Origin of the sequence: Sulfitobacter sp. 1A12779 (assembly GCF_043557315.1) — a bacterium.
Classification (GTDB): Bacteria; Pseudomonadota; Alphaproteobacteria; order Rhodobacterales; family Rhodobacteraceae; genus Sulfitobacter; species Sulfitobacter faviae.
The window spans coordinates 85,824-106,876 of the sequence record NZ_JBIFFU010000006.1; the positions used below are offsets into that span (position 1 = coordinate 85,824).

A 21,053-nucleotide genomic window follows, 5' to 3' on the forward strand; every position below is an offset into this window, starting at 1 on the left:
TTTCGGGGCCGCGCCCCGGTTATCTGGTCAGAACCGCGCAGCGGCGTAATAGGCCCGCGTGTGTTCGGTGTCTTGGATACGGTCCGACGACAGGTCGGGCGCCTTGGCCGCTTCGGCCTCGGTCCCTGTGGTGGCCACGGCGACGGCGGCCAAAGGCGCGGCGCTGCCCGCGAATTTCAGGAAGTCGCGCCGATCCTTGCGAACGGCTGTGTCGGTGGATCCCTCTGGCTTGCGTGTCATCTTCTCTCTCCTGTTACGTCTCTTGTTCAGGGGCGCGCGGCCCCGCCTGTCTCATCCCGCTTGGTCTAGTCGTCTTTGCTCAGCCGGAAGGCTTCGGCCTCAATCTGCATGAAGGCCCGGCCGATCTTGCCCACCGGGGCGTAGAAGACCGAGTTTTTCGCGCCTTCGAGGTCGGCAAAGAAATGCCCGGCCCAAGGCGCGATATGCCGGTTAAAGAATGTCTTTTGCTGCGCCACCGTCGCGGGGGCCGAGAAACGGCCTGCGATCATCGCGCCCATCATCTCCATCAATGAGGCGATGTTGTCTTCCGGCTCGAACACATTCGCCGCCCGCTCCAACCCGCGTGCGACCATGTCTTGGCGCAGTGCGGCCAGCGGCTTTTCGTTGAGAAAGCCGGTGAGGTAGAAGCTGGCATAGGGCAACAGTTCGCCCCGGCCCAGACCGATGAAGAGCCGGTTGAACTCGCTCTCGGCCCCCGCGGGTTTGGTCTTGGCGGCCAGTTTGGAGAGCGCTTTAAACCCCTGCCCCAATTCGCTGTCGTCGCCCGACAGGGCGGCACATTGATCCAGCAGGATCTGATCCGGCGGGCCGGAAAGGATAAGCCCCATGAAGTTGTAGAGGTCCGCGCGCAGGCGGTCTTCTTCGGGCAGGGGCGTCGCGGCCAATTGGGTCATGCGCTGCTACCTTCCATGTCCTGTGCCAGATCGCTGGCGAAGTGAAACCGCATGCGGCGGTGGGTCGGCGCAGGCTGCGCCTCGGCGTCTTCTTCGGGGGTCACCGTCTGCGCCTCGTAAGGCGCGTCTTGAGCCAGAGCCGTTTCGGTGCGCCGCGGGCCCGGCACGACGACATCATGGGTCGGTGCCAGCGCGGGCGCTTCTGCCTCGGCCATCTCTTCCGGCGCGTCAGCCTCGGCGGTCAGCACCTCTTCGACCTTCGCGACCATGCCCCGGCCCACTTTGTAGATCGTGTTGACCGGCTTTCCAGCGGTGGCCGCCGCTGTGTAATCGTCGTCATAGTCGTTCAACCCGTCAAGGCAGGCGAGCACCGGGTTGGTTTTCCAAAAACTGCGCAGCGCACGGGTCTTGAGCCGTTGCGGCAGTTGCGCCTTGAGAAAGGCGCGCAGCTGTTCGCCGCTTACCAGATCCTCGGGCGCGGGCAGGTCGAACTCGGCCAGCAGATCATCATCGCTACGCTCAGCCAGCGCGGCCTCTTCGGCGGCGGCGGCGCGGGCTTCGTGAAGGCGCGCTTCGGCCTCCGCCTCGGCGGCGACGGCGGCGCGGCGCTTTTGCCAGAAACCGCTCATGCCAGACGCTTTCGTTTCAACGCGGGCGAGGCGTAGATGTCGGCGGGCTTTTCGATGCGCGGGTCGCCGATACCGTCTTGCTTGCGATCGGTGCGCAGACGATCCCGGCGGCGTTTGACGAAGGCTTCTTCTTGATGGAACTCTTCGACGAATTCCTGCGCCCATGCGATCAACCCCGGCGTCATCGCGACCTTTTCCACGACCTCTTCGGCGCTGTCGCAATAGTCCTGCGCCTCATAGGGCGATGCGGTCACAAGGGCGAGCTTGAAGGGTCGGTCTGTCGCGCCGGGAATGGGGCGCATCACGACATAGACACATGGCACATCCGCGCCCAGCCCGTGCACATAGGCTTCGGTCTCGGCGCCGTGGAGCTCCAGCTTGAGGGTCGCGGCGTGGTATTCGACAGTCTCACCCTCGCGGCGCAGTTCACGCCAATCCGCCTTTTCCGCACCGGGCAGCACGGCGGTCGCTTTCCAGCTCCACTTGGCCCAACGGGTCACACCCGGCGCGCGCCGCAGTACAATGCCCAAGGGCATCGTCCGATACATTGTCGGGTTGTGAATCAAGTCGCTCCTCCGTTTCGAAGACCTTCGCCGGAAAGCCCGGTCCGGGGGAAGCGCTAATCCGCGCCGAGGCCCGAAAAACCCGGCTTTCGAGACAAGATGGCCCGCCGGTTCTGCCCATCAATGGAGCCTCGGCCTATTTGTCTAACTTGAGTATTTTGATCGGAAAACAGGCAAATCGCTGATATCGAATCACCCGAGCCGCAAGGAGCCGCGCCGCCCCGCCGATCGCCCCTGTCGCGACGCGATCGCGGGGCGAATTTCGGTTGTAGGGGGTGGCAAATCCCGTCTAGCTTGGGGCCTCAGCCGCCGCCGGAGAGGCCGCGGATTGACGGGCGAGATAAGGGAAAATTCATGGCCAAGACATTGATAACATGCGATTGCGCAGAGTCGCAGCGTATTGATTCCGATGCATTGGCCGAGCGTAGCGGTTTGGCGGTCTCCCCCCCCTGTTCGGCCCTTTGCACCACCCAGATCGACCGCGCGGCCAAGGCGCTCACCGCGGGCGATGCGATTTTATGCTGCACCCAAGAAGAGCGGGTCTTTACCGAATTGGCCGAGGAATTGGGCCTGCCCCCTGCCCCCCTCTTGGACCTGCGCGACCGGGCCGGATGGTCCGATGACCCCCGGGACAAACTACCCAAAATGTCCGCCCTCGCGACGGAAGCGCTGTTGGACGTTCCGGCTGAGAAAACCATCGACGTCGCCTCGGAAGGGCTTTGCCTGATCGTCGGGCGTGGCCCGGCGGCTCTGGAAGCGGCGGCGCAACTCAAGGACCACCTCAGCGTCACGCTGTTGATGGACGACGCGGTGACCGAGGCCGAGGACAACCTGCCCGAGGTTCGCGATTTCGATCTCATTTCCGGCAAGCTCCGCCGCGCCAAGGGTGCGCTCGGCCAGTTCGAGGTGGTGATCGACGCGCTGCGGCAGGTCGATCCGCGCGGCCGTGGCCCGCTAAGCTGGACCGCACCGCGCGACGGCGCGCGCAGCCAGTGCGACATAATCCTCGACCTGCGCGGCGAGACGCCGCTGTTCCCCGCCCATGAGAAACGCGAAGGCTACCTGCGCGCCGATCCGGGCCACCCGCCCGCCGTGGCCGCCGCCGTGCTCGCCGCCTCGCATCTCACCGGCACCTTCGAGCAGCCGCTCTACGTGCGTACCGAGCCGCTGCTCTGCGCCCATTCCCGCGCCGGTCAGACCGGCTGCACCGCCTGCCTCGACCTCTGCCCCACCGGTGCGATCACCCCCGACGGCGATCACGTCACCGTCGATCCGATGATCTGCGCGGGCTGCGGCGCCTGTTCCTCGGCCTGCCCCTCGGGCGCGATCAGCTATGACGCGCCGCCCGTAGATTTCACGATGCGCCGGGTGCAGACGTTGGCGCGCGCCTATCTTGAAGCGGGCGGCGACGCGCCGCGCCTTTTGGTCCACGACGCCCACGGCGCCGAGATGATCCGCCTCGCCGCGCGGCACGGGCGCGGGCTGCCCGCCGACGTCGTCCCGATGGAACTCGACGCGCTCGCCGCCTTCGGCCATGCCGAGGCGCTCGCCGCCCTTGCCGCCGGTTTCGCCCATGTCTCGCTCCTCCTCGGCCCCAAGGCCGACCGGGATGCCATCGAGACCCAGACCGCGCTGGCCCGCGCCATTGCGGGGGAAGCGCGGATGTCGCTCATCGACACCCCCGACCCCGAGGCGCTGACCGACATTCTCTACGATGGCGCGGCCCCTGCCCCGGTCGCCCAGCCCGTGCGCCCCATGGGCAGCCGCCGCCAGATCGCCCGCCAATCCGCGCGCGCACTCAACCCCGAGGCGGAGGTGCTCGACCTGCCCGCCGGTGCCCCCTACGGTGCCGTGCTCGTGGACAAGAACGCCTGCACGCTCTGCCTCTCCTGCGTGTCGCTCTGCCCCTCGGGGGCCTTGGGCGACAACCCGGACCTGCCGCAACTGCGCTTTCAGGAAGACGCCTGCCTGCAATGCGGCCTCTGCGCCAATGTCTGCCCCGAGGATGCCATCACCCTCGCGCCGCGGCTCGACCTGACCGAGGCGGCCCTGAGCCAGCGCGTGCTGAACGAGGAAGAACCCTTTGCCTGCGTGGAATGCGGCAGCCTCTTCGGCGTGAAATCCACCGTCGAGCGGATCACCGACAAGCTGCGCAGCCATTCCATGTTCGCCGACGAGGCCAAGCTGCGGATGATCCAGATGTGCGATGACTGCCGCATCAATGCGCAGTATCACAGCACCAATAACCCGATGACGGGCGCCGAGCGGCCCCGCCTCCGCACCACCGACGATTACCTCTCCAAACGGCGCGACCACTAGGCCGCCCTCAAGCACAGGAGCCACCCATGAGCGAAGACTTTAACATGTCGATGCGCAAGTTTCTCAAGCAGGTCGGCGTGACCTCGCAACAGGCCATCGAAAAGGCCATGCGCGAGCATGACACCGCTGGTAAGACTTTCCCGGTCAAGGCCGTGATCTCGATCCCCGAACTGGGTCTCGAACATACCATCGACGGCACCATTGCCGGCGCGGACAAGGGCGAGGCATAAGCGACGTGACTGCCAGCAGAGACGCGGTCCTGACCGCCTTGAAAACCGTGACCGATCCGGCCACGGGCACCGATATAGTGGCCAGCGGCGTGATGCGCGCGCTCAACGTGGACAACACCGGCGCGGTGCGTTTCGTGATGGAAATCCCGCCCGCGCAGGCCAAGGCCTACGAGGAAGCCAAGGCGCAAGCCGAAGCGGCACTGGCGCAGGTCGAGGGGGTCTCGAAGGTCTCCATCGTGCTGACCGGCCACAGCGAAAAAGCCCCGCCGCCCGACCTCAAGCCGCAACGCAAGGCAGAGCCCACGGGCCCGCAGAAGATCCCCGGTGTCGACCGGATCATCGCCGTGGCCTCGGGCAAGGGCGGTGTCGGCAAATCCACCGTATCGGCGAACCTCGCCTGTGCGCTGGCCGCGCAAGGCCGCCGCGTGGGTCTCTTGGATGCCGATGTTTACGGCCCCAGCCAGCCGCGGATGCTCGGCGTTTCGGGCAGGCCCGCCTCGCCCGACGGCAAGACCATCCTGCCGATGCGCAACCACGGCGTCACCATGATGTCGATCGGTCTGATGACCAACGAGGATCAGGCCGTGGTCTGGCGCGGGCCGATGCTGATGGGCGCGCTGCAGCAGATGATGACGCAGGTGCAATGGGGCGCCCTCGACGTGCTGATCGTGGACCTGCCGCCGGGCACCGGTGACGTGCAGATGACGCTGGCGCAAAAGGCGCAAGTCGACGGCGCGGTGATCGTCTCTACCCCGCAGGATGTGGCTCTGATCGACGCACGCAAGGGCATCGACATGTTCAACCAGCTCAAGGTGCCGATCATCGGCATGATCGAGAACATGTCGACCCATGTCTGCTCCAATTGCGGCCACGAGGAACATGTCTTTGGCCACGGCGGTGTCGCCTCCGAAGCCGAAAAATGGGGCGTGCCGCTGCTCGCCGAAGTGCCGCTCGACCTGCAGATCCGCCTGGCCTCTGACGGCGGCGCGCCGATCACCGTGAGCCAGCCCGACAGCAAGCAGGCCGCGGCCTTCCACGCCATCGCCAAGAAACTCGTGGACGCCGGCGCGGCATGAGCGAACCGCTGTCCTTTCCGCCGCTGATGTCGGGCGAGGCGGTGGCCGGCGATGCCGTCGTCGCCGCCTGCACCCGCGCGGCCGAGGGCTGCGACGCGGGGCTGATTTGCTATCGGCTGGGCGAGACGGAGATCGAGGCCGCGCTGGTCTTCGCCCCCGAGGTGCCGCTGGCGCGCGCCGTGGCGATGTTGCCGCTCTGCGGGGTGGGCTTCCAAAATGCACTCGGCGCGCTGTCGCCGCCTGAGGTGGCGGTGCAGCTCGACTGGGACGGCGGCATTCGCCTCAACGGCGCTTCCTGTGGCCGTTTTCGCATGGTAGCATCCACGAGTGACGCTCAGGCGGTGCCCGACTGGCTCGTCGTGGGCTTCACCCTGCCGCTCTACCCTGAAGACGATCCCGAGATGGCCCGGACCGGCCTCACCCCTGATCAAACCGCGCTCTATGCCGAAGGCTGCGCCGAGGTCCAGCCCCCTGCCCTCGTGGAATCCTGGGCGCGGCACAGCTTGCATTGGATCAACCGCTGGGAAGACCTCGGCCCGAAGGCGCTGCATAATGAATGGCGCGGGTTGGTCTTCGACCTCGATACGCATGTGACCGTGCAGGGCCAAAGCGGTACATTCATCGGTGTCGACGAGGATTTCGGCATGTTACTGCGGGACGGTGAGACCACCCGCCTCATCCCGCTCACCAGCTTATTGGAGCCCGCCCCATGACCCTCAAACTCGCCCGCGCGATCCATTTCGACGAAAGCGACCGCAATGTCTTCGCCTCCCCCGCCCGCACCGGCGAATGGTGCATCTCGGGCGGGTTCGAGTTCTCGGACTGGACCGAGGGTGATCTCACCGGCAAGGCACGCCAAGCTTTCGCCAACGGCTGGCTGGGGCTGGAGACCTTCGGCCGCGTCACCTTCGTCGCCGTCACCCAAATCGAAGAGGCCGAGGTCGAGGCGCTCACGGCTCTGCTGGCGCAGCATTTCGTGACATACTACGGCGCGCCCTCGGTCGATGCCGCGCGCCCCGTGGCGAAAGAGGAACTGGCGCAGATGGTCGACCTCTGCGCCGATCACGCGCCCAATTGCCTGCTCACCGTGGCGCGCGAGTTGACCGAGGCGGGCGTGCGCGAAAGCTTCCGCATGATCCAGCCGCAGGATGCGGGGCTTGAGCAATTCGCGATCCACGGCGACCTGCCCGAATAAACCACCCGCGCCCCGGCTGGCGCGGATGGTCTCTAACAAAGGCTATTCAGCCTCTGCCGCGTTGAAGACAAAGAGCGTCTCACCGTTGATCTTGTAGTCATTGATCAAGGTTTTCGCGCGGTCTGATGTCAGCCAATCCTCCAGCTTGAAGGCCAGATCGTTTTTCACATGCCCATGCATTTCGGGATTCACCGGCAGATAGGCATATTGGTTAAACAGAACCGGATCGCCCGCGTAGAGCAGCGCCAGATCGCCTTTGTTTCCGAAGTTCAGCCAGCTCGCGCGGTCCGACATGACATAGGCGGGCATCCCCGACGCGGTGTTGAGCGCGGCGCCCATGCCCGCGCCAACGGCGTTGTACCAATCCCCGAATGTCGCCGGGTCAAGGCCCGCTTCGGCCCAAAGGGACAGTTCCTTTTTATGGGTGCCGCTGTCGTCGCCCCGGCTTACGAAGGCAGATTCCGCCTCGGCGATCGCGCTCAAGGCAGCCGTGGCCGCCTCTGACCCTTCGATGCCCGCCGGATCGTCTTTCGGCCCGATGAAGACGAAATCGTTATACATGATCTCGGTCCGGTGGCTGCCAAAGCCACCTTCGACAAAGGCTTCTTCCGCCTTGCGCGAATGGACGAGGATCGCATCCACGTCGCCTGCCTCGCCTAGTTTGATCGCTTGGCCGGTACCGACGACCAGCAGTTGCACATCCAGATCAAGGTCCGCCGCGATCTCGGGCAAGAGCACGTCCGCAAGGCCCGAGTTATTGAACGAGGTGGTCACCGCCATCTTCATCACATCCGCGGCCTGCGCGGCACTGCTCATCGCTAGCGCGGAAATTGCGCCGATCATCCAATGTTTCATTCTACGATATCTCCTCTTAGAAATGCCTGAGCCTCTGCGGTCTCAGGTCGGTTGAAAAACACATTTGCGGGACCGGCCTCATGCAGACGGCCCCCCAGCAGAAACAAAACGTCATCGGCCAAACGGCGTGCTTGGCCGAGGTCATGTGTCGATAGGATCAGCCGCGTGCCGGTCGATTTCGCCGATTGCAAAATCGCCTCGATTTCTCGCGTCGCGCGCCCGTCCAATGCGGCACAGGGCTCATCCAGAAACAGCAATTTAGGCTTGCAGATCAGCGCACGGGCAAGGGCCAACTTTTGCTGCTCACCGCCCGAGAGCACCGGGGCCGCGCGGCCCAAAAGTGGCTCTAACCCGACGCGGTTGGCCCATTCCTCGGCTTCTTTTCGCGCGTGGGCCTTTGACACGCCGCGCAGACGCAAGGGGTAGATGAGGTTCTCAAGTACCGTCCGACGCAGCATAACAGGGCGCTGAAAGACAAATGCTTGGTGATGCCGCGCCTCCTCGGTCGAGCAAGCCCACTCGATCTCTCCGACCGAGAGCCGTGCGGTGCCGTGCAGCAATTGCAACAGCGTGGTCTTCCCCGCGCCGTTCGGCCCCATCACAACCGTAGCGCCCTGACCGTCCAGCGCCAGATCGATCGGCCCCACCAGCCGCTGCCCCCGCCTGCGGCTTTCAATCGCTTTGGCTTGCATCGGGAAAAGCTGCGTCACCACCGGCCCTCCCGCTCTGTCCGGCCCAGCCAATGGATGGCGAGGTTCACCGCCACCGCCAGCCCAATCAGCACAAACCCGAGGGCGAGCGCCAAGGCGAACTCCCCCTTGCCGGTTTCAAGGGCGATGGCCGTGGTCAGCACCCGCGTCGCATGGTCGATATTGCCCCCGACGATCATAATCGCTCCGACCTCGCCAATCGCGCGGCCAAACCCCGCAAGTGCCGCAGTCAGCAACGCACGGCGAGAGTCCCAGAGCAGGGTCCGTATCTTCTGGCCCTGCGTGACATTCATCGAAATCAGAAGGTCATGATATTCCTGCCAAAGCTCACGGATCGACTGATGCGCGATGGAAGCGATCAGCGGCACGATAATGATCACCTGCGCGATGATCATCGCCGTCGGCGTGAAGAGCAGCCCAAACACCCCAAGCGGTCCGGAGCGGGAGAGAACCACATAGACGATCAGCCCCACCACGACCGGCGGCAGCCCCATGAGCGCGTTCAATATCGCAATGACCAACCGCCTCGCGCGGAACCGTTTGACGGCGACCAAAGCGGCGAGGGGCAGCGCGATCAGGCAGGCGACAGCCAAAGCGGAAAGGGTGACACGAAGGGACCGGCCGGCGATCTCCACCAGCTCGGCATCGAAGGTAAGGACAAGCCAAAAGGCCTGCGTGATACCGCTCCAAATATCGACCATCTCGCGGAGGCCTCCCCCGAATAGGAGCCCGCGGCCCCATCGCACGCGCAGAGTGTCAGGACTATCCTTCGGACGCCAGAGCCTGTGGGCGTGAAAATACCTAGGAAGACAGGCTGGCTTTGATTTTACCTCGCTCAGAAGGACAGAAGGTCAACTTGACCCGCCTGTGATTCCCGCAAAAGGAAGGATGTGGCTCTAACAAGGGCAAGCGAACTCGCCCGTGGGGTTAACTCGTGGTTGGCGAGGGCCTGTTGCCGCAAGAATAGTTTTATTGTTTATTTACAGTCACTTCGGTCGAATGGGACATTCTATCTTTGCGTTTGGCCCAGATAATTAATGCCGCCTTGCCCACTCCTTCCGCAAGAATCTATTGCAAGCTTCGCTCCAATCGCATTAAGTAACGGAAACAAAAGCGCTACCGAATAATAGCGTTACTGAGAGCGAGGGCAGATGTGACGGACACGGTACACATCAATACACGGATCCGCCGTAATGCGGAAACGCTTTCCGAGGCGTTGGAAAGTCACATGCTGAAGGTCTTTGCGCCCGACGCGCGCAAGGAGTTGCGCCGGTTCTCCGCCGGGGAAGCGGCTGAATTGCTTGGCATTTCCACGAGCTTCCTTCGCAAACTCCATTTCGACAATAAGATCGTCGATGTCCAGACCAGCCCGGGCGGGCGGCGGCACTACAGTGCGGACGATCTACTGTCGATCCGACGGACTTTGGAATCCACCGCTAAATCCCGCGGCGCCTATCAACGCGGCCGTCGTGAAGGGGACAAACTGCAAGTATTGTCCTTTTTGAACTTCAAAGGCGGTAGCGGCAAAACCACGAGCGCGATCCATGCGGCACAGCGGCTGGCCCTTAAAGGCTACCGCGTGCTCTGTGTCGATATCGACCCGCAAGCGTCTCTAACAACGCTGTTTGGCTATCGGCCTGAGTATGATTTCCTGAACTCCGGCACCATTTACGATGCGATCCGCTATGGTGATCCCGTCCCCTTGGCCGATGTGATCCAAAACACCTTCTTTACGGGTATTGATCTTGCCCCCGGCGGATTGATGCTACAGGAGTTCGAGCACGAAACGCCTCAGGCACTGCTTAACAATACGCAGCCTCCATTTTTCGCGCGTTTGGCGACCTCCTTGCAGGATGTAGAGCAGAATTACGACGTGGTTATCTTCGATTGTCCGCCGCAATTGGGCTATCTAACCATGTCGGCGCTCTGCGCCTCGACGGGTGTGTTGATCACAGTGGTCCCGAACATGCTCGACGTCGCATCCATGTCGCAATTTCTACAGATGAGCGCCGATCTGCTTGATGTCGTCTCTAATGCAGGGGCGAGCATGGAGTTCGACTTCCTGCGCTTCCTCATCAATCGTTACGAGCCGAATGACGGGCCGCAGCAGCAGGTTCTATCCTTCTTGCGGCAACTCTTTGACGAGGAAGTCATGGTGGCCCCGATGCTGAAATCCACTGCGATTTCTGACGCGGGGCTGACCCATCAGACCATCTATGAGGTCGACCGGTCGCAGTTTCATCGGACGACCTATGACCGCGCGGTGGATTCACTCAATCTTGTGAATGATGAGATCGAAAGCATGATCCAGAAAGCATGGGGGCGGTAATGGCACGTAAAGGTATTCTATCATCTGCGCCAGCGAAATCTCCAAAGACGGAGCCGCCTAAAACGCCCGCGGTAGAGCCGAATAAGAGCCGGAACAAGCCTAGCCTTATGCCCCGCGGCGCTGTTGGGGCGCTTCAGTCGTCGTTGAACCGGATGCAAGAGAATGCAGTTCAAGAATTGGACGGCAGCCTGATTGATATGGCCGGCGTCGAAGACCGGCTAGGGACTGATACGCAGGCTCAGAAACAGCTTCATGATAGTCTGAAGACCTATGGCCAGCAGGTCCCGGTTCTGGTTCGGCCGCATCCGGGAACCCCGGGCCGGTTCGAAATTGTCTACGGGCGGCGGCGACTTCAGGCTCTGAAAGCGCTTGGGATGCCGGTTAAAGCGATGGTGCGTCAATTGGATGACCACGCTTTGGTAATGGCGCAGGGCCAAGAGAACACGGCCCGTCAGGATCTCTCTTTCATCGAAAAAGCCAGTTTTGCGGCTCAGCTCGATGCGGGGGGGCATGACCGGCAGACAATTGCGGATGCGCTTTCGATCGACCTGCCAATGGTCAGCCGGATGCTCAAGGTCGGCCATGCGTTCGATCTGCCCTTTCTGCGTCAGATCGGGTCGGCGCCATCCATCGGGCGTGATCGCTGGATGGCACTGGTCAAATTGTTTGAACAACCGGGCGCGAAAGAACGGGCAGTAAAACGAATGGCGCGGCCCGATTGGGACGGGTTCACCTCGGATGAGCGGTTTGAGGCGATTTTCGCCGAGGCTTCGACGACCCCTGAAAAGTCTGCCACCTCCCCTGCCCCATCGGCCAAGCCCCGCACGCTGCGGAGTCGGGAGGGCAAGGCGCTGGCGGACATTCGCAGCGGCAAGCGTGGTGTCACGGTCACCGTGCCCGCCCGCGCGGCAGAGGGTTTTGATAAATGGCTCGATGCACATGCAGAAGAGCTTTTGCAGGAGATTCACGACCGCTGGCAGAAGACCCGCGCGTGAGACATTGAGGAAGTAGCAACAGGAGGCACATCCAAGACCACAAAAGAAAAGCCCCCCAGGATAAATCCCGGAAGGCCCTTCTCAAACTTTGCACCTTCGAGATAGCCCCAAAGATTTATCGATGTCAACTCTACCCGATGGGATAGGGCCGGTAATTTGTTGTCTTTCGTGATTTTAGATGAAAAACACGTTCCGAACTGCGTTCGGGCGGCCGAAATCGGCTACCCAAGTGAAATGCGAGGGGCCGGACAAATGGGCTTTGCTCGACCGGCTGACAACCGCGGCAGAGGCTTTCGATCTGTCGCACCGCACTCTCACCGTATTGAAGGCTTTGCTGAGTTTCCTACCAAACCGGCATATTCCTGATGGTGCGGCGGGCATTGTATTTGCCTCAAACGCCCGGCTCTCCGAACGGCTTCACGGTATGCCGGAGAGCACTCTGAGGCGGCATCTGGCGCAGTTGGTCCGCGTGGGCCTGATTGCGCGACATGATAGCCCCAACCGAAAGCGTTTTGCACGAAACCAAGGCGGTGCAATTGCGCTGGCCTTTGGGTTTGATCTTGCCCCTCTTGTCGTTCAGGCGGGGATGATCGAAAGCACTGCTCAGGCCGCCGAGGCAGAGCAGGAGCGCTTGCAGGCGCTGAGGGACCGCATTCTGGTCCTCCGACATGCGCTGATCAGGGAGGGTTGCGGCGAGGGATTGGCTGATGAGGCGGGCCGGGTTCTGCGGCGCAAACCAGATGAAATGGCGTTGTCTCAGCTTGAGACGGCGCTCCGAGTGGCTCTTGAAAATGCCCGTGGAGAAGAACCTCTGGGCGAAACAGCACCCGTCTCCCCTGCCCTGCTTACCGGTCAAATGAGCGCCAACGACGGTGAAAATGAGCGGCACGTACAGGATTCAGATAAATCCTATTTTGACTCTGAAGAGCGCGGCCACGGTGGTGTGGCCTATCGTACGGCTGACAAATCCGAACCTGATAATTCTGAGAAAGAACAAAGCGTATCATTCGCAGATGTCGTGGACGCCTGCGCAGAGGCTCGGAGCTTTTTCCCGGGTGCGATGCGTAACTGGGGAGACCTTGTGCGGGTCGGAGACCGGATTGCGCCGATGCTGGGGATTGACCCGCCTGTGTTAAATGAGGCAAAACGAGACATGGGCGCGGAGAGCGCTGCGGTAACGGTGCTTTGCTTGCTTGAGAAAGCCGCGACAATCCGTAGCCCCGGAGCTTATCTGAGGCGTTTGACGCAGATGGCCCGAAATGGTGCCTTTTCCCTTGGTCCGATGGTCTCAGCCTTGGCAAACCGGCGAAATTGTCAGCTGACAATTTGAAAACCATAGGTTTTACAGTCACTTAGGTTGACTTGCACCTGGCAATTTAAGAAATCGGGCCTTCTATCGGGCAAAATCCCTCCATATGCTTCACCCTCCTTGGCTCAACGGCTAACTTAGGTGAAGTTCTTCGGGAAAACCCATGACCTCTGTCCGCCTCCGCCTGCTTATCCTCGCGCTCACACCGCTCATTGTGCTGATGCCGCTTCTGTTGGTTCTGGGCATGTCACGCTGGACGGCGGATTATGACGAAGTCCTCATCGCGAATGTTGAAAGCGAATTAAGGATCGCCAACCAGTATCTCGCCCGGTTGTTGGCGCAGACGGGGAATGAGTTGGACGCCGTCGCGGGGTCCGTCGAATTCTCCCGGCAGCTTGATAGCCCGACGGCAGAGCAGGCGGCTTTCTTTACCGAGATACAGGACCGGCTGGGTTTGGACTTTCTACAGTTTCTCCCCATTGAGGCCGCCATCGAAGACGGAGAGGATTGGCCGGTAATCGCCCGCGCCGCGCGGGGCCAGAGCGGCGCGGAGATCGACGTATTCAGCAGCGCGCGGCTGACAAGGTTGAACGACCCCCTCGCGCTCCGCGCCCAAGTCCCGGTGATCGAAACCCCCGCCGCCGTGCCGACGGACCGAAAGACCGAAGACCGCGGCATGGTGGTTCACGCAGCAAGCCCGGTTGATTTGGACGGCACGCAGGGGGTCTTGGTGGGCGGGATGCTGTTGAACCGCAACCTCGACTTTATCGATACGATCAATGACCTCGTCTATCTCAATGCGGTGACCGGTGGGGACAGGCAGGGCACGGCGACGCTTTTCCTAGATGACCTGCGCATCTCGACCAATGTGCGTCTTTTCGAAGATGTGCGCGCCCTCGGCACCCGGGTCTCGGCAGAGGTGCGGGAGGCCGTGTTGATTGATGGGCGCACTTGGCTCGACCGGGCCTTCGTTGTGAACGATTGGTACATCTCTGGCTACCAGCCGATCACGGATAGTTTCGGCGAGCGGGTGGGGATGCTTTACGTCGGCTTCCTCGAAGCACCTTTCGCGCAGGCGAAGCGGGAGGCGTTCTGGTGGATGCTGGCTGCTTTCTTTGCCGTGCTTGCGCTGTCGGCGCCGGTGTTCCTTTGGCTGGCGCGCGGTATCTTCTCACCGCTTGAACGGATGACAAAAGTCATGCACCGCGTCGGCAAGGGGGAACTCTCGGCGCGGATCGGCGCGGTCCCCGCACGGGATGAGATCGGCGCCGTGGCACATCATCTCGATTGGCTGCTGGAGCAGGTGCAGGAGCGCGACCGGCAGTTGCGCAGCTGGAATGACGCGTTGAACCAGCGGGTCGATCAGCGCACTGCCGAACTGCGCGAGGCGAACGAGAAGCTGGAGCAGACCTTTCGCCAATTGGTGATGAGCGAAAAACTCGCCTCCATCGGTGAAATCACCGCGGGGGTCGCGCATGAAATCAACAACCCCGTCGCGGTCATCATGGGGAATGTCGATGTCATCCGGGAGACGCTTGGCCCGGATGCAGAACCGGTGGCCACGGAACTCGGCTTGATCGACCGGCAGCTGTCACGGATCGAGGTCATCGTCGGCAAATTGCTCAAGTTCGCCGCGCCATCCGAGTTTTCTGATTGTGAACATAATATTGCGCTTCGGCCCTTGGTGCAGGACTGTCTCGTACTGGTCGATCACCTCATCAGCCGGGGCGGGATCGAGGTGCATTGCGATCTGGACGAGGTGCCGCCAGTGCGCGCGGACTCCGGTGAGATTCAGCAGGTCGTGGTGAACCTTGTGGTCAATGCGGTGCAGGCGATGCAGGGGGCAGGGCGGTTGGCATTGTCCCTCAGCCCTGAGGATCGCGACGGCGTGGCCGGTGTGGCGTTGTCGGTGCATGACAGCGGGCCGGGGGTGCCTGAGGCGTTGCTCGGCTCGCTTTTCGATCCCTTCTTTACCACCAAACCGGGGGAGGGGACGGGCTTGGGCCTGTCGATCTCTCAGACGCTGATCCAGCGGGCCGGCGGGATCATCACGGTCCGCAATCGGGCGGAAGGGGGCGCGGCCTTTACCGTTTGGCTGCCGCAAGCCCCCGAGGATGCGGGCCCCCCTGAACACGCGTGATGCGCAGGGGGGCAGGGGGCTTTAGGCTGCCTTACCGTCAAAGCCCTCAAGATAGGCCACGAGGATATCGAGTGCGGCTTGCAGGTCGCCTTTCGGCACCATCTCGGTCACCGTGTGGATATAGCGGGTGCCGACCACGATCCCCACAGCCCGCGCGCCAGCGGCGGCTTGCTGCGCCGCAGCGCCGTCTTGTCCACCTGCGGCAAGCATGGTGCGTTGGAAGGGGATGTCGCGCGCCTCGGCCAGTTTTTCGATGTCGCGCACGAGGTCCACATCGGCGATGAAGCTGCTGTCGCGGACATGCAGGCCAAAGCCTTTGCCGAGCCGCGTGGTAGAGAGATGCTCCGGCACGCCGGGCGTGTCACAGGCCAGCGTCGTGTCGATGCCAAGGCCGATGTCGGGCTGCACCTTATAGGCCGCCGTGCGCGCCCCGCGCAGGCCAACTTCTTCCTGACAGGTGAAGGCCACATGAATCTCCGCGCCACGCCCCTTGTCGGCCAGCTTGCGGATCGCCTCGATCCCGAGCCAGCAGGCCACGCGGTTGTCGAGCGCTTTGGAGACGAACTGCTCACCCATCTCAAGGAAAGGCTCGTCCATGACGACGAAGTCACCGACCTTGACGATCTCCTTCGCCTTCTCGCCCAGCCCGAGGTCGACGAAGAATTCCGAGACTTCGGGGATCTTCTTGCGGTCTTCGGGGGAGGAGATGTGAATGGGCTTGCCGCCGGGGTTCATCACGCCCTTCAGATCGCCCTGATCGGTGCAGACCAGCACCCGGCGCGAGAAGAGGTTGCGCGGATCGAAACCGCCGACGGGCTGGAGGTAGAGGAACCCGTCTTTCGACACATGGCTGACCAGAAAGCCGATCTCGTCCATATGGCAGAGCAGCATGATCTTGGGCGCCTTGCCATCGCCCGCCGTCGCATCCCGGCGGCAGAGGAGGGAGCCCATGGCGTCGGTCTCCACATGGTCGAACAGCCCTTCGATCTCACGGGTGATCAGATCGCGCACGCGGTGTTCGCGCCCCGGAACGCCGGGTGTTTCGCAAAGGTCTTTGAGTAGGTCGATGTTCATGCTGGCCTCATCCTTGGTGATTTGGCCGCACTATCGCGCCGCGCCTGCCGAAGTGCAAACAGACGCGGCGCGATGAGGCTGAGAGGGCAGGGGGCTACATCTGACCCGGCAGGAACAGCACCAGCGCGGGGAAGACGAGCAGCAGGATCAGCCGCAGAATATCGACCAGCCAGAACGGGGTGACGCCGCGAAAGATCGTGCCGGTGGAAACATCGCCGACCACGCCTTTGAGGACAAAGACATTGAGGCCGACGGGCGGGGTGATCAGGCTGATTTCGGTCACGACGACGACGATGATGCCGAACCAGACCGGATCGAAGCCAAGGCTCGTGACCAGCGGGAAGAAGATCGGCACCGTCAGCAGCAGCATCGACATGCTCTCGGAAATGCAGCCGAGCGCGATGTAGATCACGAGGATCAACCCCATGACCACCCAAGGCCCGAGGTCGAGCGCGGTGACGGTGGCCAGCAGCCCTTCGGGCAGCCCCGCGAGGTTCACGAAGTTGGAGAAGATCCACGCCCCGATCAGCACAGAGAAGAGCGAGGCGGAGGTGAGCGTCGTCTCCTCCAGCACTTCACGCAGGCCCCGCCAGCTGAGCCCGCCGCGCGCCCAAGCGATGAGGAAGGCCCCCGCCGCCCCCATGCCCGCGGCCTCGGTCGGGGAGAAGGCGAGGTGGATCGGCCAGAAGTCCAAGACCCCATAGAGCCCGCCGATAACCAGCGCAAAAAGCGCCAGCACCGACCAGACGTGATTGAGCGCGCGTAGCCGCTCGCCCCAAGTCGCACGGGGGCCAGCAGGGCCGGCCTCGGGGTTCATGGCAACGGAAAAGCGGACCGCGCAGAGGTAGAGCAGGATGCCGAGCGCGCCGGGCACGATGCCCGCGATGAACAGTGCGCCGATGGAGGTCTCGGTCAGCAAGCCATAGATCACGAGGATCACCGATGGCGGGATCAGGATGCCGAGCGTGCCCCCGGCGGCAATGGAGGCGGTCGAAAGACTGTCAGCATACCCGTATTTGCGCATCTCAGGCATGGCGACTTTGGACATCGTGGCGGCGGTGGCAAGCGATGAGCCGCAGATCGCCGCGAAGCCCCCGCAAGCGACGATGGTGGCCATCGCCAGACCGCCCCGAAAGTGGCCCAAAAAGGCGTTGGAGACTTGGTAAAGCTCACGGCTGATGCCGCCTTTGTTGACGAAAAGCCCCATGAGGATGAAAAGCGGAATCACCGAGAGGCCGTAGTCTTGGCTGGTGTCGATGATCAGCCGCGACACCATGGAGATCGACGCGCGGTAGCTGGTCTCATAGACCAGCCCGATCATCCCGACGAGGCCCATGGCAAAAGCAATCGGCAAGCGCAGCAAGACGAGGACGAAAACGGCGGCAAAGCCGATAGCAGAGGCGATCATGTAGCAGGGTCCAGAAGTTGCGGCGCAAAGAGGCGCAGAAGCCCGCGCAGGATCAGCACGACAGCGGTGAGATAGGTCATCACCGCGATGAACATGCCGATGTAGAAGGTCGGGATTTCAAGATATTCGGTCACGTCGCCATAGCTCAGCGCGCGGTAGGCGAGGTCGACGACCCGCCCCGCCGGAAACCACAGCATCACCCCGCAGCCCAAAGTCACCAGCCCGTCGCGCCAGCGTTGCAGCCCCCAGTTTTCAAAGGGGCGGTCCAAAAGGTCGGCGGCGATATGCCCCTCGCGGCCCGACAGGACCGGCAGAGCAGAGAAAACGATTAGCGCGATGCCGATGCGGATCAGCTCGGTCGCAGCTTCGATGGGCGCGTTGAAGACCGACCGCATGATGACATCGGCAAAGGTCAGCACCATCAGCGCGAAGAGCGCGAGTGAGGCCATCGTCATCGGCAGGGCCGAGAGGGCGGTGGTTAGGCGGATTAAAGAGCGCATGGCAGTTCCCTAGCTGGGGGCCGACCGCCTCTGCGCCCGGCCCCTTTGGCGGTGGGGGTTACTGGCTGGCCTTCGCCATTTCCTCACGCATCATCTCATAGGCGGCCTGCCCATCGACACCGGCCTCGTCGAGCTCTGCGATCACCTTGTCGCGCACTTTGGCGGCCATCTCGGCAAAGCGGGCTTGATCCTCTTCCGAGGCGGTGACGATCTTGTTGTCGCCCGCGGCCTCGGTCGCCTCACGCGCGTCAACGTCGCTCTGGTCCCAGACGGCGCCCATCATGCGGCTCGCCGTCTCGCCAAAGACTTCGCTGTCGAGCTTTTGCTGCACGTCTTCGGGCAGGCTGTCGAAGGTCTCTTGGCTCATGATGACCGAGAAGGAACCGCGGTAGAAGCCGCCGGGCATTTCATAGACGTTCTTGGCCACTTCGTTGAGCTTGAAGCTGATCCGCTCGCCCATGTTCATGGCCACGGCATCGGCGGCCCCGGAATCGAGTGTTTCGTAAACCTTGGGCGCGGGCACCTGAATGCCGACGAGGCCAAGCTCCGCCCCCACATCCGCCGAGACACCACCGCCGAGGCGGGTTTTCAGCCCTTGCAGATCGTCGAGGGTGTTGACCTCTTTGTTGGAGTGGATTTGCCCCGGCCCGTGGGTTGTGAGCGCGATTACCTTCACGCCGCGGTGCTCGTCCAATTCAGACAGCATCGCCTCATGCACGCGCCAATGGGCGACCGATGCGGCCTCGGCGTTGCCTTCGTAGCCGGGGATTTCCACCAGTTTCGTGCCGACGAAACGACCGGGCGTGTAGCCGTGGAACAGAATGGCGATATCGGCGGCACCGTCCAGCAGCAGGTCCATCTGCGCGGGCGGCGGGGCGAGGCCGTTTTTCAGCTCGGTCTCGATCAGCCCATCGCTGGCCTCGGCCATCATGTCGGTCAGCTGGGTGAACATGCCGGTGTTGACCGGGTGGCTTGGCGGCAGCCATGTGGAAATGGTCAGCGTCTCGGCGGCGAAAGCGCCGGTCGCCGTGCAGAGCGCAAGCGCACTCGTCGTGAGAAACTTGGTGAATTTGGTCATTTTGGGCTCCTCCCCATACCGTTCGATATGCCTTGGCGGGGTTCTCCCAAACCCGGATCGCCAAGTATATGCTTTTTCATGTATTCACATTTACAGCACGATTGGAACCATTTTTTGCGCCCGGGGCAAGGGCGCTGATCAGCCGCGAAGATCCCCCGTTTCGTCCAAGGCGGCGAGCAGCGATTTCAGCGCGGGCTTCAACTGCGCCCCCTCATTGCCCTTCAGCATTTCCATCAAGGCCGCCTCATGGCGGCGCGCTTGCGGCACTAGTTCGGCGGCAAGCGCGCGGCCCGCGTCGGTCAGATATACCCGCACGCGGCGGCCATCGGCGGGGTCGCTGCGGCGAAGCAGCAGGCCGCGTTCCTCCATCTGGGCGATGATCCGTGTGAGGCGGGATTGTTCGGCCAGCGCCCGGCGCGCGAGCTGCGTGATCATCGCGCCATCAGTGTCCGACAGGCAGGCCAACACGCGCCATTCCGGCACCCGCAGCCCCGCCTTGCGCACCTGCGCGTGGAACTGCGCGCTCGCCACATCGCTGGCCGCCGCCAAGAGATACAGCAGGTAATCCGAGACGAATCCCCCCTCTTGACCCGTCTCCTTTTGGGCGGTTGCATCGGTCTTTTGCTGCGTCACACCAGTTAACCCTTTGATGGAAAGAGGGCCCCTTGCGCCTCGGCCTCTCTAAATGGCGGGCAAATTCGCGCTTGGCAAGAAAACCCTTGACCGAAACTATATGAAAAATCATATTGTTTGGCAGGGGAGGACATCACATGTCGAAGATCAACGCCATCGTGCGCAGGGTCACAGCGCTGACCGATCGCATCAGCGAATTCGAGATTGCAGCCGCCGACAGCAGCCCGTTGCCGAACTGGGATGCCGGGGCGCATGTGCTTTTCGATCTGCCCGATGGCGACACCCGCGCCTATTCCCTGATCACCTTCGATCCGATCCCCGAGGCCCCCGAAAGCTACCGCATCGCCGTTCAACGCGAGCCCGAGGGCAAGGGTGGCTCGACCCATATGCACGGGCTGAAGCCGGGGGCAGAGATTACCTGCGCCGCGCCAAAGAACGATTTCCCCTTGTCCCCGGATGCGCCCGCCGTGCTGCTGGCGGGGGGGATTGGCATCACGCCGATGATCTCGATGGCGGCGACGCTCAAGGCCGCGGGGCAGGACTTCACCTTTCACTATACGGGCCGCAGCGCGCCCGTCATGGCCTACCGCGATGCCCTGCGCGACAGTTTCGGCGATGCGCTGCATCTGCATTGCGATGATGACGCCACGGCGCTGGACCTAGGCGCGGTGATCGACAGCCTTGGGGCCCAAGCGCATCTCTATGTCTGTGGGCCCAAAGGGCTGATCGACGCGACCAAGGCAAAGGCCGAGGCCGCGGGCATCGCCGCCGAGCGCATCCATTTCGAACTCTTCGACGCGCCACAGGAGCAAGAGGGCGACAGTGCCTTTGAGGTCGAAGTCGCCTCAAGCGGGGAGGTTTTCACCATCCCCCCCGGCCAATCCATCATCGACGTGCTGGAGGCGGGCGGTGTCGATGTCATGTACGACTGCCAGCGCGGCGACTGCGGCATCTGCCAATGCGATGTGCTCAGCGGCACCCCCGATCACCGCGACGTGGTCCTGTCCGAAGCCGAGCGCGCGGCAGGCAATGTCATGCAAATCTGCGTCAGCCGCGCGAAATCTCCGCGCCTTGTGCTCGACATCTGAGGGAGGAA

General features: G+C 62.7%; 22 protein-coding genes. 10 read left to right on the forward strand and 12 right to left on the reverse strand.

Features of this window, described 5'->3' with window-relative positions:
• Nucleotides 1-27 precede the first annotated feature (27 nt).
• From ACGYLQ_RS09105 to ACGYLQ_RS09120, 4 genes are all read right to left on the reverse strand, one after another.
• A complete protein-coding gene (locus tag ACGYLQ_RS09105) occupies nucleotides 28-240 on the reverse strand; it encodes a twin-arginine translocation pathway signal protein (protein WP_067266573.1) in 213 nt (70 codons plus the stop codon).
• A gap of 65 nt (nucleotides 241-305) precedes the next feature.
• Entirely contained in the window at nucleotides 306-914 is a 609-nt protein-coding gene (locus ACGYLQ_RS09110) for a molecular chaperone (protein ID WP_067266571.1), read from the reverse strand.
• Entirely contained in the window at nucleotides 911-1,543 is a 633-nt protein-coding gene (locus ACGYLQ_RS09115) for a DUF3306 domain-containing protein (protein ID WP_394442307.1), read from the reverse strand. The genes ACGYLQ_RS09110 and ACGYLQ_RS09115 overlap by 4 nt, the downstream gene beginning before the upstream one ends.
• Nucleotides 1,540-2,079 (reverse strand): DUF3305 domain-containing protein, encoded by a 540-nt coding sequence (locus ACGYLQ_RS09120; RefSeq protein WP_394442563.1) that lies wholly within the window; start codon nucleotides 2,077-2,079, stop codon nucleotides 1,540-1,542. The genes ACGYLQ_RS09115 and ACGYLQ_RS09120 overlap by 4 nt, the downstream gene beginning before the upstream one ends.
• Before the next feature lie 381 nt (nucleotides 2,080-2,460).
• Between ACGYLQ_RS09120 and ACGYLQ_RS09125 the strand changes: the two genes are divergently transcribed.
• Genes ACGYLQ_RS09125 through ACGYLQ_RS09145 form a run of 5 tightly spaced genes read left to right on the forward strand, consistent with a single transcriptional unit; the run spans nucleotide 2,461 to nucleotide 6,926 of the window.
• Nucleotides 2,461-4,425: a 4Fe-4S binding protein gene (locus ACGYLQ_RS09125; RefSeq protein WP_394442310.1), complete on the forward strand. Its 1,965-nt coding sequence runs from the start codon at nucleotides 2,461-2,463 to the stop codon at nucleotides 4,423-4,425.
• Between the two features lie 26 nt (nucleotides 4,426-4,451).
• Nucleotides 4,452-4,655 (forward strand): DUF6494 family protein, encoded by a 204-nt coding sequence (locus ACGYLQ_RS09130; protein WP_209219218.1) that lies wholly within the window; start codon nucleotides 4,452-4,454, stop codon nucleotides 4,653-4,655.
• A gap of 5 nt (nucleotides 4,656-4,660) precedes the next feature.
• Entirely contained in the window at nucleotides 4,661-5,731 is a 1,071-nt protein-coding gene (apbC, locus tag ACGYLQ_RS09135) for an iron-sulfur cluster carrier protein ApbC (RefSeq protein ID WP_394442313.1), read from the forward strand.
• Nucleotides 5,728-6,444, forward strand: a complete 717-nt coding sequence (locus ACGYLQ_RS09140; protein WP_394442316.1) for a DUF4444 domain-containing protein — start codon at nucleotides 5,728-5,730, stop codon at nucleotides 6,442-6,444. Before apbC ends, ACGYLQ_RS09140 begins: the two co-directional genes overlap by 4 nt.
• Complete coding sequence (locus ACGYLQ_RS09145; protein WP_271690283.1) at nucleotides 6,441-6,926, forward strand: DUF6505 family protein; 486 nt, start codon at nucleotides 6,441-6,443, stop codon at nucleotides 6,924-6,926. Before ACGYLQ_RS09140 ends, ACGYLQ_RS09145 begins: the two co-directional genes overlap by 4 nt.
• 42 nt (nucleotides 6,927-6,968) lie before the next feature.
• Here ACGYLQ_RS09145 and ACGYLQ_RS09150 read toward each other — a convergent pair whose 3' ends face one another.
• The 3 genes from ACGYLQ_RS09150 to ACGYLQ_RS09160 are packed head-to-tail and all read right to left on the reverse strand — an operon-like array spanning nucleotide 6,969 to nucleotide 9,192.
• On the reverse strand, nucleotides 6,969-7,781 hold the full coding sequence (locus ACGYLQ_RS09150) for a substrate-binding domain-containing protein (RefSeq protein WP_394442319.1): 813 nt from the start codon (nucleotides 7,779-7,781) through the stop codon (nucleotides 6,969-6,971).
• Entirely contained in the window at nucleotides 7,778-8,491 is a 714-nt protein-coding gene (locus ACGYLQ_RS09155) for an ATP-binding cassette domain-containing protein (RefSeq protein WP_394442322.1), read from the reverse strand. Before ACGYLQ_RS09155 ends, ACGYLQ_RS09150 begins: the two co-directional genes overlap by 4 nt.
• Nucleotides 8,488-9,192, reverse strand: a complete 705-nt coding sequence (locus ACGYLQ_RS09160; RefSeq protein WP_394442325.1) for an ABC transporter permease — start codon at nucleotides 9,190-9,192, stop codon at nucleotides 8,488-8,490. Before ACGYLQ_RS09160 ends, ACGYLQ_RS09155 begins: the two co-directional genes overlap by 4 nt.
• Nucleotides 9,193-9,644: 452 nt before the next feature.
• Between ACGYLQ_RS09160 and repA the strand changes: the two genes are divergently transcribed.
• The 4 genes from repA (at nucleotide 9,645) to ACGYLQ_RS09180 (ending at nucleotide 15,264) form a co-directional block, all read left to right on the forward strand.
• Nucleotides 9,645-10,820 (forward strand): plasmid partitioning protein RepA, encoded by a 1,176-nt coding sequence (gene repA / locus ACGYLQ_RS09165; RefSeq protein ID WP_394442328.1) that lies wholly within the window; start codon nucleotides 9,645-9,647, stop codon nucleotides 10,818-10,820.
• Complete coding sequence (gene repB, locus ACGYLQ_RS09170; protein ID WP_394442331.1) at nucleotides 10,820-11,815, forward strand: plasmid partitioning protein RepB; 996 nt, start codon at nucleotides 10,820-10,822, stop codon at nucleotides 11,813-11,815. Before repA ends, repB begins: the two co-directional genes overlap by 1 nt.
• Nucleotides 11,816-11,993: 178 nt before the next feature.
• Nucleotides 11,994-13,145, forward strand: a complete 1,152-nt coding sequence (gene repC, locus ACGYLQ_RS09175) for a plasmid replication protein RepC (protein ID WP_394442334.1) — start codon at nucleotides 11,994-11,996, stop codon at nucleotides 13,143-13,145.
• Nucleotides 13,146-13,287: 142 nt separating this feature from the next.
• Nucleotides 13,288-15,264 (forward strand): cache domain-containing protein, encoded by a 1,977-nt coding sequence (locus ACGYLQ_RS09180; RefSeq protein WP_394442337.1) that lies wholly within the window; start codon nucleotides 13,288-13,290, stop codon nucleotides 15,262-15,264.
• Nucleotides 15,265-15,285: 21 nt separating this feature from the next.
• Here the strand turns inward: ACGYLQ_RS09180 and ACGYLQ_RS09185 are convergent, their stop codons facing one another.
• From ACGYLQ_RS09185 to ACGYLQ_RS09205, 5 genes are all read right to left on the reverse strand, one after another.
• Nucleotides 15,286-16,338, reverse strand: a complete 1,053-nt coding sequence (locus ACGYLQ_RS09185) for a M42 family metallopeptidase (protein ID WP_394442340.1) — start codon at nucleotides 16,336-16,338, stop codon at nucleotides 15,286-15,288.
• A 94-nt stretch (nucleotides 16,339-16,432) separates the two neighbouring features.
• Entirely contained in the window at nucleotides 16,433-17,746 is a 1,314-nt protein-coding gene (locus ACGYLQ_RS09190) for a TRAP transporter large permease (protein ID WP_394442343.1), read from the reverse strand.
• Entirely contained in the window at nucleotides 17,743-18,246 is a 504-nt protein-coding gene (locus ACGYLQ_RS09195; RefSeq protein WP_067266537.1) for a TRAP transporter small permease, read from the reverse strand. Before ACGYLQ_RS09195 ends, ACGYLQ_RS09190 begins: the two co-directional genes overlap by 4 nt.
• A gap of 58 nt (nucleotides 18,247-18,304) precedes the next feature.
• Nucleotides 18,305-19,324 (reverse strand): TRAP transporter substrate-binding protein, encoded by a 1,020-nt coding sequence (locus ACGYLQ_RS09200; protein ID WP_271690273.1) that lies wholly within the window; start codon nucleotides 19,322-19,324, stop codon nucleotides 18,305-18,307.
• Between the two features lie 138 nt (nucleotides 19,325-19,462).
• Nucleotides 19,463-19,957, reverse strand: a complete 495-nt coding sequence (locus tag ACGYLQ_RS09205) for a MarR family winged helix-turn-helix transcriptional regulator (protein ID WP_394442346.1) — start codon at nucleotides 19,955-19,957, stop codon at nucleotides 19,463-19,465.
• A gap of 137 nt (nucleotides 19,958-20,094) precedes the next feature.
• Between ACGYLQ_RS09205 and ACGYLQ_RS09210 the strand changes: the two genes are divergently transcribed.
• Nucleotides 20,095-21,045, forward strand: a complete 951-nt coding sequence (locus tag ACGYLQ_RS09210) for a PDR/VanB family oxidoreductase (protein ID WP_394442349.1) — start codon at nucleotides 20,095-20,097, stop codon at nucleotides 21,043-21,045.
• The last annotated feature ends 8 nt before the right edge of the window (nucleotides 21,046-21,053 follow it).

Coding starts and splice junctions, on each gene's coding strand:
- ACGYLQ_RS09105 (WP_067266573.1), bottom strand. CDS start 240: ATGACACGCAAGCCAGAGGGATCCACCGACACAGCCGTTCGCAAGGAT.
- ACGYLQ_RS09110 (WP_067266571.1), bottom strand. CDS start 914: ATGACCCAATTGGCCGCGACGCCCCTGCCCGAAGAAGACCGCCTGCGC.
- ACGYLQ_RS09115 (WP_394442307.1), bottom strand. CDS start 1,543: ATGAGCGGTTTCTGGCAAAAGCGCCGCGCCGCCGTCGCCGCCGAGGCG.
- ACGYLQ_RS09120 (WP_394442563.1), bottom strand. CDS start 2,079: ATGCCCTTGGGCATTGTACTGCGGCGCGCGCCGGGTGTGACCCGTTGG.
- ACGYLQ_RS09125 (WP_394442310.1), top strand. CDS start 2,461: ATGGCCAAGACATTGATAACATGCGATTGCGCAGAGTCGCAGCGTATT.
- ACGYLQ_RS09130 (WP_209219218.1), top strand. CDS start 4,452: ATGAGCGAAGACTTTAACATGTCGATGCGCAAGTTTCTCAAGCAGGTC.
- ACGYLQ_RS09140 (WP_394442316.1), top strand. CDS start 5,728: ATGAGCGAACCGCTGTCCTTTCCGCCGCTGATGTCGGGCGAGGCGGTG.
- ACGYLQ_RS09145 (WP_271690283.1), top strand. CDS start 6,441: ATGACCCTCAAACTCGCCCGCGCGATCCATTTCGACGAAAGCGACCGC.
- ACGYLQ_RS09150 (WP_394442319.1), bottom strand. CDS start 7,781: ATGAAACATTGGATGATCGGCGCAATTTCCGCGCTAGCGATGAGCAGT.
- ACGYLQ_RS09160 (WP_394442325.1), bottom strand. CDS start 9,192: ATGGTCGATATTTGGAGCGGTATCACGCAGGCCTTTTGGCTTGTCCTT.
- repB (WP_394442331.1), top strand. CDS start 10,820: ATGGCACGTAAAGGTATTCTATCATCTGCGCCAGCGAAATCTCCAAAG.
- repC (WP_394442334.1), top strand. CDS start 11,994: ATGAAAAACACGTTCCGAACTGCGTTCGGGCGGCCGAAATCGGCTACC.
- ACGYLQ_RS09180 (WP_394442337.1), top strand. CDS start 13,288: ATGACCTCTGTCCGCCTCCGCCTGCTTATCCTCGCGCTCACACCGCTC.
- ACGYLQ_RS09185 (WP_394442340.1), bottom strand. CDS start 16,338: ATGAACATCGACCTACTCAAAGACCTTTGCGAAACACCCGGCGTTCCG.
- ACGYLQ_RS09190 (WP_394442343.1), bottom strand. CDS start 17,746: ATGATCGCCTCTGCTATCGGCTTTGCCGCCGTTTTCGTCCTCGTCTTG.
- ACGYLQ_RS09195 (WP_067266537.1), bottom strand. CDS start 18,246: ATGCGCTCTTTAATCCGCCTAACCACCGCCCTCTCGGCCCTGCCGATG.
- ACGYLQ_RS09200 (WP_271690273.1), bottom strand. CDS start 19,324: ATGACCAAATTCACCAAGTTTCTCACGACGAGTGCGCTTGCGCTCTGC.
- ACGYLQ_RS09210 (WP_394442349.1), top strand. CDS start 20,095: ATGTCGAAGATCAACGCCATCGTGCGCAGGGTCACAGCGCTGACCGAT.